The organism is Priestia sp. VA7, assembly GCF_055710015.1.
In genome coordinates this window covers 485,079-497,136 of the sequence record NZ_JBVQPN010000002.1, presented here as the reverse complement: position 1 = coordinate 497,136, position 12,058 = coordinate 485,079, and the positions used below count along the sequence as shown (strand labels likewise).

15 protein-coding genes and 1 riboswitch are annotated in these 12,058 nt (G+C 39.2%); of the genes, 8 read left to right on the top strand and 7 right to left on the bottom strand.

The features are described 5' to 3' along the window. Positions 1 to 9 precede the first annotated feature (9 nt). The 5 genes from AC0C45_RS09050 to AC0C45_RS09030 are packed head-to-tail and all read right to left on the bottom strand — an operon-like array spanning position 10 to position 4,213. Positions 10 to 960: an NAD-dependent epimerase/dehydratase family protein gene (locus AC0C45_RS09050; protein WP_472928064.1), complete on the bottom strand. Its 951-nt coding sequence runs from the start codon at positions 958 to 960 to the stop codon at positions 10 to 12. 12 nt (positions 961 to 972) lie between these two features. After that, positions 973 to 1,611 (bottom strand): sugar transferase, encoded by a 639-nt coding sequence (locus AC0C45_RS09045; RefSeq protein WP_472928063.1) that lies wholly within the window; start codon positions 1,609 to 1,611, stop codon positions 973 to 975. Positions 1,612 to 1,642: 31 nt separating this feature from the next. Next, positions 1,643 to 2,275 carry a CpsD/CapB family tyrosine-protein kinase gene (locus AC0C45_RS09040; protein ID WP_472928062.1) on the bottom strand — a complete coding sequence of 211 codons (633 nt, stop codon included), beginning with the start codon at positions 2,273 to 2,275 and terminating at the stop codon, positions 1,643 to 1,645. Then, positions 2,265 to 2,999: a YveK family protein gene (locus AC0C45_RS09035; protein ID WP_472928061.1), complete on the bottom strand. Its 735-nt coding sequence runs from the start codon at positions 2,997 to 2,999 to the stop codon at positions 2,265 to 2,267. The genes AC0C45_RS09040 and AC0C45_RS09035 overlap by 11 nt, the downstream gene beginning before the upstream one ends. Before the next feature lie 41 nt (positions 3,000 to 3,040). Beyond that, positions 3,041 to 4,213 carry an acyltransferase family protein gene (locus tag AC0C45_RS09030; RefSeq protein WP_472928060.1) on the bottom strand — a complete coding sequence of 391 codons (1,173 nt, stop codon included), beginning with the start codon at positions 4,211 to 4,213 and terminating at the stop codon, positions 3,041 to 3,043. A gap of 323 nt (positions 4,214 to 4,536) precedes the next feature. Between AC0C45_RS09030 and AC0C45_RS09025 the strand changes: the two genes are divergently transcribed. Both AC0C45_RS09025 and AC0C45_RS09020 read left to right on the top strand, forming a co-directional pair. Beyond that, the gene (locus AC0C45_RS09025; protein ID WP_280559166.1) at positions 4,537 to 4,872 is read left to right on the top strand and encodes a helix-turn-helix domain-containing protein; all 336 of its coding nucleotides are present in this window, start codon (positions 4,537 to 4,539) and stop codon (positions 4,870 to 4,872) included. 111 nt (positions 4,873 to 4,983) lie between these two features. After that, positions 4,984 to 5,070: riboswitch (cyclic di-GMP riboswitch) on the top strand. Between the two features lie 20 nt (positions 5,071 to 5,090). Further along, the gene (locus tag AC0C45_RS09020; protein WP_472928059.1) at positions 5,091 to 5,213 is read left to right on the top strand and encodes an anti-repressor SinI family protein; all 123 of its coding nucleotides are present in this window, start codon (positions 5,091 to 5,093) and stop codon (positions 5,211 to 5,213) included. An 80-nt stretch (positions 5,214 to 5,293) separates the two neighbouring features. Here AC0C45_RS09020 and AC0C45_RS09015 read toward each other — a convergent pair whose 3' ends face one another. Further along, positions 5,294 to 6,085, bottom strand: coding sequence for a histidinol-phosphatase HisJ family protein (locus tag AC0C45_RS09015; protein WP_472928058.1), 792 nt, complete (start codon positions 6,083 to 6,085; stop codon positions 5,294 to 5,296). 233 nt (positions 6,086 to 6,318) lie between these two features. Between AC0C45_RS09015 and AC0C45_RS09010 the strand changes: the two genes are divergently transcribed. The 6 genes from AC0C45_RS09010 to AC0C45_RS08985 all read left to right on the top strand — a co-directional run bounded on the left by AC0C45_RS09010 (position 6,319) and on the right by AC0C45_RS08985 (position 10,810). After that, on the top strand, positions 6,319 to 6,876 hold the full coding sequence (locus tag AC0C45_RS09010; RefSeq protein WP_412999522.1) for an HPP family protein: 558 nt from the start codon (positions 6,319 to 6,321) through the stop codon (positions 6,874 to 6,876). Between the two features lie 191 nt (positions 6,877 to 7,067). Further along, positions 7,068 to 7,772 (top strand): DUF969 domain-containing protein, encoded by a 705-nt coding sequence (locus AC0C45_RS09005; protein ID WP_472928057.1) that lies wholly within the window; start codon positions 7,068 to 7,070, stop codon positions 7,770 to 7,772. Beyond that, the gene (locus tag AC0C45_RS09000) at positions 7,773 to 8,738 is read left to right on the top strand and encodes a DUF979 domain-containing protein (RefSeq protein WP_472928056.1); all 966 of its coding nucleotides are present in this window, start codon (positions 7,773 to 7,775) and stop codon (positions 8,736 to 8,738) included. Between the two features lie 14 nt (positions 8,739 to 8,752). Next, on the top strand, positions 8,753 to 9,394 hold the full coding sequence (pcp, locus tag AC0C45_RS08995) for a pyroglutamyl-peptidase I (RefSeq protein ID WP_472928055.1): 642 nt from the start codon (positions 8,753 to 8,755) through the stop codon (positions 9,392 to 9,394). A gap of 229 nt (positions 9,395 to 9,623) precedes the next feature. Then, positions 9,624 to 10,352, top strand: a complete 729-nt coding sequence (locus AC0C45_RS08990; RefSeq protein WP_472928054.1) for a flagellin N-terminal helical domain-containing protein — start codon at positions 9,624 to 9,626, stop codon at positions 10,350 to 10,352. 323 nt (positions 10,353 to 10,675) lie between these two features. Further along, entirely contained in the window at positions 10,676 to 10,810 is a 135-nt protein-coding gene (locus AC0C45_RS08985; RefSeq protein ID WP_071276448.1) for a flagellin, read from the top strand. A 106-nt stretch (positions 10,811 to 10,916) separates the two neighbouring features. Here the strand turns inward: AC0C45_RS08985 and AC0C45_RS08980 are convergent, their stop codons facing one another. Then, positions 10,917 to 12,038: a class II histone deacetylase gene (locus AC0C45_RS08980; RefSeq protein WP_472928053.1), complete on the bottom strand. Its 1,122-nt coding sequence runs from the start codon at positions 12,036 to 12,038 to the stop codon at positions 10,917 to 10,919. Positions 12,039 to 12,058 lie beyond the last annotated feature (20 nt).

Here is a 12,058-nt window from a genome sequence, read left to right as displayed (position 1 = left end):
ACATCCCTCTTACTCCATCGTTTTAGCAAATTGCTGAGCTAGCGTTTCATGATAATAGTCATACGTTTTGGCTAATCCTTTTTCAAGCGTAAAAGCAGGCGACCACTTCAATAATTTGATGGTTTCTTTATTGCACAGCCTGCTGTCTGCAATATCACCTTCACGCACGCTGTGGTAAACAGGTGTTAAGTGACTGCCGGATATACTTTTCATTGTGAAAAAAAGTTCGTTAATGCTGATGCTGCTGTTATTGGAAATATTAAACGTGCCGCACCCTTCATACTGAATAGCCTGTAAGCATGCCTGGCTCACGTCTTCTACGTAAATAAAATCTCTTGTTTGACGGCCGCTGCCGTAAATAATCGGCTGTTGGTTCGTAACAAACCGGTCAAAAAAGATTGAGATTACGCCGCCTTCACCCTGTGAATTTTGCCGTGGGCCGTACACATTGCTGTAGCGAAGAATGACGTAGTCAATATCATACAGCTGTTTGGCAAGCTTGAGATATTCTTCAGATGTAAACTTTGACAGTCCGTACGGTGAAGCTGGACTCGTTGGATGAGTAAGTGAAATTGGAGTGATGTTCGTATTTCCGTACACGGCCGCTGATGAAGCAAAAATGATTTTTTCAGCTCCATGCTTTTTGCATGCATTAATAATGTTAATCGTTCCTTGAATATTGACGTTGGCATCATGATGAAAATTAGTAACAGAATGAGCCACGCTTACTTGAGCCGCTTGGTGAACAACATAATGAGGTTTAAACTCGGCAAATACTTTATCTAATTCTTCACTTACAATATCTCCGTAGTGAAAAGAAATGCCTCGATTTTCTAAGTTTGCTATTTTTCCCGTTGAGAGATTGTCAATGACCTTCACTTCAAATCCTTTTTGATAAAGAAGCTCTGCCATATGTGACCCAATAAAACCGCATCCGCCTGTAACTAATACTCTTTTCATGTTATCCCTCTCCTATCTTGATCCGTCTCCTGTTACGATGACTCTTAGCGTTTTTATCATAATCTTCACGTCAAACCGTATATTCGTATGTTGAATGTAGTAAAGATCAAGCTCCAGCTTTTCTGCTGGCGTTAGCTCATATCCTCCGTTAATTTGTGCCCAGCCTGTCAGGCCCGGCTTAACGGCAAGCCGCTGACTAAAGGAAGGAAGTGTTTTTTGAAACTCTTCTATAAATACGGCTCTTTCAGGTCTTGGTCCGACAATCGACATATCCCCTTTTAACACATTCCACAGCTGAGGCAATTCATCAATTCGCGTTTGGCGAATCAGCTTTCCTATCCTGGTGACCCGGCTGTCATTTTTAACCGCCCACTGCGCTCCGTTTTTTTCCGCGTCACTGTACATTGAACGCAGCTTCATGATGGTAAATGCTCTGCCACTTTGACCTAGACGCTCTTGAAGAAAGAAAGGTGAACCCGGTGTTTCAATCATCACAATGAGCGCAAACAGCAAAATAACAGGCAGCAATACCACTAGAGCCACAAGCGAAATCACAATATCAGCCATGCGTTTACACAGCGAGTAAAAAAGCGGAAATTCTTTTTTTAGCACATCGGAATCACCGTTCGTTTTCGAGACAATTTGATTCATCGTTTCACTTCCTTCTATATAAAGTGAGGAGCTAGTGAGACGGACTCCAAATAACGCCTAGCACATCAATACGCGCTTTTCCCAGCATATTTTTCGTTTTGACAACGGTATCTAGTTTCGTTTTACGCTCTTCCACAACAAGCATAGTAGCATCACATTTTGCTGTAAGAATATGAGAATCGGTCTCTTCTAAAAACTGAGGCGTTTCAAAAAGAATCAGATCATATTCTTCTTTCCATTTTTCTATGAGCTCATCAAAATACTTGGAAACAAATAGTGTGGATGCGTTTCGAAAGTGAGATCCGGCCGGAAGCACATCCAGTCCTTTGTATGATGTTTGTTTAATGGGTACATGTCGGCCTCTCCCGTTTACTAACACATCCGTTAACCCTTCTGAACTTCCAAGGTCAAAGAGCTGATGAAGAGAAGGACAATGTACGTTTCCATCAATAAGAAGAACGTTTTTCCCTTGTTCAGCAAATGAAATCCCTAGCTTTGCCGTTATAAGCGGCTTTTTATCGTTCACTTCCGCTGATGTGATTGTCAGGCATTTGGCTTCACTATTCAGCAGAACCTCAACATTTTTTCGAATCATATTTGTTTGGTTGATCGTTTTGGCATCTTGATACAGTGAAAATGGATACTTTCTTCGTTTAAAACTCAAGGTTCTCCCTCCTAGTCTTTGGTTGATCACTGCCTTGCTTTTGGTTTCTCTTCATTTTTCGAGGTTGGAGTTCCATATGCCCAATGACAGGGAGACCGATAAGCTTCTCAATTTCCTCTTCATTTCGAAGTGAGTCATCTGCGTATTCACGAAGAACAGCAATCGCTACTCCAAGCATGAAGCTTACGACAATTGCTATAGCTGCTACAGGAAGCGGTTTCGGAAAGATTTGTTCACTATCAGAAGGATCTGTCAGCACTTGAATATTGCTTCCTTTCATTAGCTTCTCAGCTTGATTTTTTGATAGAAAAGCGACTCTGTTTGCAATTTCACTTACTTGTTTAGAATCGTGATCTCTGACTGTAATATTAATAAACTGAGAGTTTTCATTGTGCTGAACGGTGATTTCATCACTTAAATCTTTTATTGAGCTTTTTAAGCTCAATTCATCTTTTACTCCTTTTAATACAATAGGATTTTTAATAAAATCGATGTAAGAAGAAATCAATTGTGTGTTCAGCTGTGTAATATTTGCGATTTCATCTACATTTTTAGAAGTTGCTTGATTTACCAGGACTTGAGCTGACGCTTGATATGTTGGCTTTAACACATAGAAACTTACCGCAGCAATACTTGTGCTGGCTAACAGCATAGTGGCTAAAACAGTCAGCCACCTTTTTTTTAAGATGTAAAAGAAGTCCTTAAGCTGAAGCTTATCTTGCATAATAATGTCCCTCCAACTAATCATTTATGGCTCAAACTGCCTTAATAGCGGCTAATTGTACGTCTATTATTTTTTAAAGCTATATTCTTATTTTTAACTAACATCTTTCCAAATTTGCATGAAGGTTTCTCAACAAAACGGTTAACTCCAATAGCCAAACAAAATGATGCAAAGAAACAAAGACATAAAATTATTTCATACGGCAACCGTCCATGTAGAAGATAAATAAACGAAAATAAGACAATTAAATGGACTAAATATAAGCTATATGAAATTTCCCCTAACAAAGTAAACAGCTTTTTTTTCAACATTTTGGAAGCAGCTGGTGATGCTAATGCGAGAACGATTAGAATACAGCTTCCTGCCATTGCTAATACATTTCGGCATAAAAAGTTATTTGTAATATCATAGTTTGTTAGTACGCCTTCAGAAAGATAGAGTGCAAAGCCAATAGTGATAATTCCTATTTTTTGCATCCAGCTTCTTGCACGGTATACATGAATGAAAGTATCTCTGTACTTAGCTGTTATGGCACCAGCCATAAAAAGAAGCAAATAATGAAATGAAAGTAAATAACTCGTAGGTGTTAATGAAGATTGATTTACCAATAACAACAGAGATGACACTACAAAAATGAAAAAGAAAAGCCTCATTACTTTTTGACCAGATAGCTTGACTAATACCAACAAAATTAAAGGAAACAAAAGAGAAATTCTCATTTCATGAACAAGTGACCAAATCACATTGTTGTAGGCATCAGTATTGTATGTCCCGATTAAAAAGAAATGTTCAATTAGTAATCTTGGCGATTCTCTCATGTTCCAAGAATTGTTAAACCATAGACTTAATTCATTGATCCCTCCTTGAGCGAAAAGTAATTTACACCCAATCGCAAGACAAACAGAAAACAGATATGGAAGATAGATCCGGCACACTCGCCTAATTACATATTCTCCGTAACGAAAAGAACTGCTTTCATAAAACGGAAGAGCTAATACAAAACCGCTTAAAACAAAAAACAAAACAACCGACTCGTTGCCGCTGCTAAAAAATAACCGTAGCGGACTTTCTTTTAACACGTACATTAGGAAAGAAGAATGAATTTGATAGCTGTATTCACTGAAACTTGGGAAAATCATGAGGTAATGATTAATAACAACAAATAAAGCGGCCAATCCCCTTACAGAGTCAAGTTCTACGTAACGCTGTTTCATACAATCCCCTGTCTAAAATGTAGTAGCACAACGCGATTATTCTTTTAGATCACGTAATTCAGCTCGTTCATTCTCTTTCTGTATACTCGGCAAAACGTTCATTATAATGAATGAAAAATATGATAAATCGACAAATATTCTTAATAAAGAACAATTTGTAAGTGAAGTATAGCATAATATACCCTCCTCAAGAATAGATATTTCGACCTATTTTATTCTTTATAAAGAACAAAATATTATTTATTTTATATTTTTATGTACACAAAATGCACAAATATACGTTATAATGAACAAAAAACCTATAAGAAGAGGATGAACTGAATGTGATAGGGGAAAAGATTAAGAATTTGCGACTAAAAAAAGGCTATTCTATTACACGCTTGGCTGAGGAAGCCAATATTTCAAAATCGTATTTATCTCATTTAGAAAAAGGGCTAAATAATAATCCCTCTCTTCAAATGCTTGATAAAATTGCTTCTTCTCTTCATACAACAATTGACGATTTAATTGAAGGAGACATCAGCTGTCCGGCTCTAACTTCAAAGCCAGCCCTCAATCTAGAATGGCTACATTTAATTGAACGAGCCATTCAAGACGGCATGACCAAAGAAGAATTTATTGAATTTCAGTATTATTTAAAGTTCCGAAAAACAAACTGATAGATCCATTCATGAACGTTTAATTTTTTTGTTATAATCGACCTATTTCGACATCTTTTACAAATATTATTTTGTAAAATAACTGTATACTAAGAATACTATTACAAATTATCCAGATAAGGGCAAAACTATTGAAAAATAGTGACGCAAAGCTTCAGGTCTAAGGCCGCTTTCGGCTACGATAGCTGGGTTCCCTGGCAAAGGGTGGATGAATCGTAATGAAAAAAGAAAATGTACTGTCAATCGATCAAGAGTGGGTAAGTCTTATAGAAACAGCCCGCAATCTGGGTCTGACCATCGAAGAAGTCCGGAAATTTTTATCGGAGCTTAAGCGGAACTAACTGTAAAAAGCACGCTCAGATTAGAGCGTGCTTTTTACAGTTAATACTATTCTTCTAAAAGAAAGTGAAACACACTCCTATTAAATGCGAATTCCTTTTGGCTTGCGTTGATCAAACGTATAAATCTCCGTAAATCCGCACTGCTTCGCCATTTCAACCGCTTCTTTCATATGTGCTCCTACTGTTTCAGCGAAGTGTGAATCAGAGCCAATCGTTAAGATTTCTCCGCCTAAATCACGGTACAGCCCAACAACTTCCAGTGCCGGCAATGCTTCACCCAGCTTCCCTCTTATACCTGAAGTGTTAATTTCAATTCCAATATTACGATCAATTGCTTTTTTCAAAATATCGGCAAGAATGTCTTTGAATTGATGGAAGTCATATATGCCATATTGCTCAAACGCATAGCGCTTCATTAAATCTAAATGAGCCAACACGTCAATGTCCGCTTCGCTTACTAGCTTATACATTTCATTAAAATAAGCGCGGTAAATTGCTTCTTTATTGTTCAGCTCCAAATGTTTACGAAGCTTGATGTTATTAATGTTATGAACCGACCCTAAAATAAAATCAAAGTTCTCTTGCTTCATCGTTTCTTGATACTTCTCTTTTAAATAGTGCGGCTCGCAAATTTCAATTCCTTTTTTAATCACTAGCTGGCCTTGAAATTGATTTCTGCATTCCGCTAGTTCTCGTTCATATTTATCAAAATCCATATGACCATATGTTGGCGCTAATGGATTTAATGAAAAGTGCTCGGTAAAACAAATTTCGTTTATACCGTTTTTTACAGCCTGCTCGCACACTTCTTTCATGACTGCCTGTGAGTCAAATGAATTGTTCGTGTGATGATGGTAGTCTACTAGATACATAATTTAGTCACCTCTAGGTTTATTATACATCTCTCTTGCCCTTACTGCACATAGAGACCCTTTCCACCGCCTATCCCACCTTTTTTCGTTCATAAAAAGAATTTCCACTAAAAAAAGATATTTTTCCTCTTCCAGTAATCCTTCTTTTCTTATAAACTAACTTAATATAGCAGATGTTCTGACATAAAACTTGACAAACAACTTTTACTTACAAAAGAGAAAGGAAAGAAGAAATGCAGATTGAAAAAAGTTTTGCTCAAACAAAAAATCCCTTTCTGTCTTACTTAAGCTCTTATACTAAAAAGATGAAAGGAGAACTAAAAGAAGAACCAAAAATCAATTATAGAGATGCAGTCGTTTCTTCGATCGGAGGCTTAATTGCGATTATCATCAGCAGCGCGATTGCACTAGCGCTTGGTTATCCAATGGCGCTTGCTCCGATTGGCGCAAGCTGCGTACTTGTCTTCGGAGCTCACAAAGGTCCTTTATCACAGCCCCGCCACGTTCTTGGAGGGCACTTGCTCGCAACGGTTTCCGCACTTATTATTTGGAGTTTATTTCATCGAAGTCTAATCACCATAGCGATTGTGCTTGCTTTTGTTCTTATTTTAATGATTCTTACCAAAACCGTTCACCCTCCCGCTGCAGCTAGTGCGATTGTCGCCATTAACACTCAGGCAGGCTGGGGATACTTAGGTATTATTATGATTTGTGCATGTGTGGTTGTACTAATTTCTACCGTTTATAATAATTTATTTCAAGATCGGCAGTATCCCAGGTATTGGGTTTGAGTAAAAGCTTTGGAATTTTATATTCCAAAGCTTTTTTTGTTTTCATTTATTTCACTAATCAAACTATTTTGCGATTGAAACATCTTGTTTTAATTTTCAGAATTGTTTATACTCAAAACATCTTTGTTTTTTTAGAAAAGCAATGGAGGTGACTTTGCAGCACGGCCTATACATACTCAAGGGGGATTTTTATGTTGAGATTAACTGGAGTTTTACTAGTGGCAGTGGGGTTTCTATTTCGTTTAAACACGCTGCTTGTGATAACTGTTGCAGGCATCGTGACGGGCCTTGTATCAGGCTTATCACTGCATGAAGTAATCACGATGTTTGGACAGTTTTTTGTGGATAACCGCTATATGTCTATGGCTATTTTACTTACTCTTCCTATCTTCGGCGTGTTAGAAAAATACGGGTTAAAAGAACAAGCAGAAGTGCTGATCAAAAAAGCCAAAAACGCTTCTTCTGGAAATGTTTTACTTATATATCTTTTTATCCGTGAAATCTCAGCCGCAGTCGGCTTAAATATCGGAGGACATGCTCAATCCGTGCGTCCGTTAGTGGCACCGATGTCTGAAGGTGCGGCTCGTGCCAAATACGGAGAGCTTCCGCCTAAAGTAAAAGAAGATATTCGCGCCCACGCAGCGGCAGCTGAAAATACAGGCTGGTTTTTCGGAGAAGATATCTTTATCGCAACGGGTGGAATTCTTTTAATGAAAGGGTTCTTTGACTCTGTAGGTATTCACGTTGACGTCTGGGATATGGCGCTTTGGGGAATTCCAACGGCCATCGCAGCGCTGCTGATCAGCGCCATTCGCTTCCGTCAGTTAGACCGACGAATTCACAAAAAAATGGCGAAGCACCAACCAACATCATCTTCTAAGACGGAGGCGAGCTAAATGAAAAGCATCTTGACGCTTGATACGATTTACTACTTACTCGGTATTATTGTCGCTTTTATCGCGATTCGAATTGCACGTGACCCTAACCATCCTAACCGTTTAGGATCTTCTCTATTCTGGGCGCTTTTTTCCATTACGTTTTTATTTGGCAACGTGATTCCGCCTTTTTATGTAGGGTGTTTGGTCATTATCATGGTGCTGCTTGCTTCATTTAACCGCGTGACTAAATCCAATGAAGCGGAAACATCTGCTGAAGAACGAGTGGCTCACGCACAGCGATTAAAAAATAAAATCTTTTTACCAGCTTTATTTATTCCTATTTTTACGATTATCGGTACGCTTCTTTTTGGAAAAATTAAATTTGGAAACTGGGCATTAATCGACCCAGAAAAAGTCACGTTAATTTCACTGGCAATCGCAGCTGTCATTGCCTTTATCGCTTCAATGGGCGTCACTAAAGCCAAAATGGACGTACCTGTTAAAGAAGGAAGCCGCTTGCTTCAAGCAGTGGGGTGGGCCGTTATTTTACCGCAAATGCTGGCAGCTCTTGGCGGCATCTTTTCAAAATCAGGCGTTGGAACAGTAGTATCAGATATTGTAAGTGATGTACTTCCGACTAACTATGCGTTTGTGGCTGTGCTTGCTTACTGCTTGGGAATGCTGCTATTTACGATCGTCATGGGAAATGCCTTTGCTGCGTTTGCCGTTATTACTGGAGGTATTGGACTTCCGCTGATTGTACATATGCACGGAGGTAATCCAGCGATTATGGCAGCGCTCGGCATGTTTGCTGGCTACTGCGGAACACTTCTTACGCCAATGGCAGCCAACTTTAACATCGTACCTGCCATGCTGCTTGAATTAAAAGACAAAAACGCCGTGATTAAAGCTCAAGTGCCAATTGCTTTATCCGTGTTTGTAGTAAATACGCTATTAATGTACTACCTTGTATATCACTTTTAAAGGAGAGTAATGGAATGACAACTGTATTACTAACTGGCTTTGAACCATTTGAAGGTGAAAGTATTAATCCGTCGTTAGAAGCGGTAAAAGCTCTAGACGGCATAGCTGTTGAAGACTATCACATTATTGCTAAGCCTCTTCCCACTGTTTTTGGCGAATCAATCGCAAAGCTTCATACGTATATAGAAGAAATTAGCCCTTCTATCGTCATTTGCGTTGGACAAGCAGGCGGCCGAGAAGGAATTACGGTCGAACGCGTTGCTATTAACGTAGACGATGCGCGAATCCCTGACAACATCGGCCAGCAGCCGATTGATCGCCCTATTATCGAAAACGGCCCTGCCGCATACTTTTCGACACTGCCTATCAAAGCAGCTGTCGAAAACCTGCGCCAAGCTGGCATTCCAAGCAGTGTCTCGCAAACCGCTGGAACGTTTGTGTGTAACCATGTATTTTATGGGCTGATGAACATGATTCAAAACTGCTGTATTAAAGGCGGATTTGTTCATATTCCTTACCTTCCTGAACAAGCTGTGAATCATTCTGGGAAAGCGAGTATGTCTTTGGATTTGATTGTGGAGGGACTGCTTAGTGTGGTGAAGACGACGATTTTGGTTGAAGATGATATTGTAGTGTCGGGTGGAGCTACTCATTAATGCTAAAAACCAGTTCGTGTAGAGAACTGGTTTTTCTTTTTATACACGCGCAAATTTTTTATTTAATAAATTAATGGAAAGTATAAACAACCTCTCTTCTCAGTCGATATATAGTATGAACATATTTACCAAAGGCGTTCAATTAATTTTATCCCGTTTCAAAGCGGGACACTTCTTGCATACAAGGATGTAAGCCAAGAAGTAAAACTATTATATGGAGGTAAGGAAAATGAGAATTAATCACAACATTACAGCTTTAAACACGTACCGCCAGTACAACACAGCCAATAATGCACAAGCAAAATCTATGGAGAAATTATCTTCAGGTCAGCGCATTAACAACGCGGCTGATGATGCAGCGGGTCTTGCAATTTCTGAGAAGATGCGCGGGCAGATTCGCGGATTGGATCAGGCTTCTCGTAATGCTCAGGATGGAGTATCAATGATCCAAACTGGTGAAGGTGCATTAAATGAAACACACTCTATTTTACAACGTGTTCGTGAACTAGCTGTTCAATCAAGTAGTGACACTAACACTGCAGATGACAGAGCTGAAATTCAAAAAGAAGTGACAGATCTAATAAGTGAAGTAGATAGAATTGCTACTGATACAGAATTTAATACTCAAAAATTATTAGATGGTACAGGTGGAAATGCTGGGAAGTTCACTTTTCAGATTGGGGCGAATAAAGATCAAAAAATTGATGTAACGTTTGCTAAAATGGACTCAACTAGTTTAGGAGTTAACGCTATTGATTTAAGTGCAGATGCCGCTACATCTACTGCTGCAATTGATACAATCGATGCAGCAATTAAAAGTGTTTCAGATGAACGTGCTCAACTTGGTGCTAAACAAAATCGTTTGGATCACACGATTAACAACCTAAGCACATCATCAGAAAACCTAACAGCTGCAGAATCACGTATCCGTGACGTAGATTATGCTTTAGCTGCCTAAGCAGCCCTAAGCACAGTCGTCCTAGCTGGTAACGGCTAGTGAGCATAATTGGGTGAATTGCTGGAAACCCCTGAGAGCTTTTCTTACCACAGCGTAGTTGGAAACGACAGGCGTAACGGTTAAAAAAAGAAAAGATTGGGCAATCAGCAGCTAAGCTCCTGTGAGGAAACTCTGGAGAAAGTTCAACGACTAAGATAAACCGTCTAAGGCATCCTGCTACGACGATGAAATCTGTAGGGTAAAAATATGCTGTTCCGCTTATTTTCACCTGAAGTGCCCAACCCCTACTTTTTTCAGAGGGTGAAGATATAGTCTAGTCATTTGTGAAAGCAAATGTTCGCACGATGGCGAAAGAAATGATGGAACAAACAAAGAATTCAATTTTATCTCAAGCTTCTCAAGCTATGCTAAGTCAAGCTAACCAACAGCCGCAAAACGTACTTCAATTGTTACGTTAATTGGTATTTTAAAAGAGTCTCCGTTACGGAGACTCTTTTTTATCATGTGATCTTATTTATTTGTTCCTAACATATTAACGCTGTTGATTGATTAAATCATCTCTTCTCAACAAAAGCTTTCCTTCTCAGCAAACTTCCAAAACCTTTTCTGATAGTTTACAACGTTATCTACTGCTTGAAATAAAGCAGGTGGTGTATTTCTTTGCGGCAAAACGTGCGGATCTTTCCAGTTCACATCTACCCCGGTAAGTCCTTCAATAACTCCCATGGTGGCGATAGGAAGATATGCTAGGTTATATCCTCCTTCTTGTGCTACAATGAGCCTTCCTTTGCAATATGATTCTGCTAATTCTCGCATTTTGTTTGCCATATATTTAAATCCTTCTCTTGTTACCATTAAACGAGAGATAGGATCCAAAGCATTTGCATCTTGGCCCGCTGATACTATGATAAGCTCAGGCTCAAATTGGCTAATAACTGGTGCAATGATAGATTCAAATACATATTGATAGCCTTCATTTCCAGTCAGAGAAGGTACTGGTATATTTATATTATATCCTTCCCCTTTTCCTTGTCCGACTTCGTGTACCTGACCAGATTCTAATGGAAAATATTCTGCCTCGTGAATAGAAATAACAAGTACGTCGTCACGTTCATAAAAGATGTCTTGCGTTCCATTTCCGTGATGAACATCCCAATCCAAGATAACAACTCTTTTTAACCCGTAATGTTCAATTGCATAAGCAGCGCCTACAGCCACATTGTTATAAAAACAAAAGCCCATTGCTTGGTCTGAAGACGCGTGGTGCCCTGGTGGACGTATTTGAGCATAGACTTTACTTATTGTTTCACTCTCCATTACCGTATCTACTGCTTTCATGACGGCGCCTGCGGATAGCCTCGCGATCCCTTCTGTTTCAGGAGACGCATAAGCTTCAGGTCCAATTTCCCTTGTTCCTGCTCTACATGCTTTTTGAACACGCTGGATATGATCTTTAGTATGGACCCGCAGTAAATCTCCATCCGTTGCTTCATAGGGTGATTGTCTAACTAAGTGCTTTGCTAAACCGCTTTTTTCAATCATTTCTTTAATCACAGTCATTCGATGCTTATTTTCAAACTCGTCACAAGGCTCTACTGTTTCTCCACCTTCAAATACATACTGAATCTTGCCGGTGTCATGGCGTAAAAATCGTTCATCCCAAATCCAGCTTGTTTTATGTAACATTCTGTTTGGCTCCTTTCTTT

Coding starts and splice junctions, on each gene's coding strand:
- AC0C45_RS09050 (WP_472928064.1), bottom strand. CDS start 960: ATGAAAAGAGTATTAGTTACAGGCGGATGCGGTTTTATTGGGTCACAT.
- AC0C45_RS09045 (WP_472928063.1), bottom strand. CDS start 1,611: ATGAATCAAATTGTCTCGAAAACGAACGGTGATTCCGATGTGCTAAAA.
- AC0C45_RS09035 (WP_472928061.1), bottom strand. CDS start 2,999: ATGCAAGATAAGCTTCAGCTTAAGGACTTCTTTTACATCTTAAAAAAA.
- AC0C45_RS09030 (WP_472928060.1), bottom strand. CDS start 4,213: ATGAAACAGCGTTACGTAGAACTTGACTCTGTAAGGGGATTGGCCGCT.
- AC0C45_RS09020 (WP_472928059.1), top strand. CDS start 5,091: ATGAAAAAAGAAAATGTACTGTCAATCGATCAAGAGTGGGTAAGTCTT.
- AC0C45_RS09015 (WP_472928058.1), bottom strand. CDS start 6,085: ATGTATCTAGTAGACTACCATCATCACACGAACAATTCATTTGACTCA.
- AC0C45_RS09010 (WP_412999522.1), top strand. CDS start 6,319: ATGCAGATTGAAAAAAGTTTTGCTCAAACAAAAAATCCCTTTCTGTCT.
- AC0C45_RS09005 (WP_472928057.1), top strand. CDS start 7,068: ATGTTGAGATTAACTGGAGTTTTACTAGTGGCAGTGGGGTTTCTATTT.
- AC0C45_RS09000 (WP_472928056.1), top strand. CDS start 7,773: ATGAAAAGCATCTTGACGCTTGATACGATTTACTACTTACTCGGTATT.
- pcp (WP_472928055.1), top strand. CDS start 8,753: ATGACAACTGTATTACTAACTGGCTTTGAACCATTTGAAGGTGAAAGT.
- AC0C45_RS08990 (WP_472928054.1), top strand. CDS start 9,624: ATGAGAATTAATCACAACATTACAGCTTTAAACACGTACCGCCAGTAC.
- AC0C45_RS08980 (WP_472928053.1), bottom strand. CDS start 12,038: ATGTTACATAAAACAAGCTGGATTTGGGATGAACGATTTTTACGCCAT.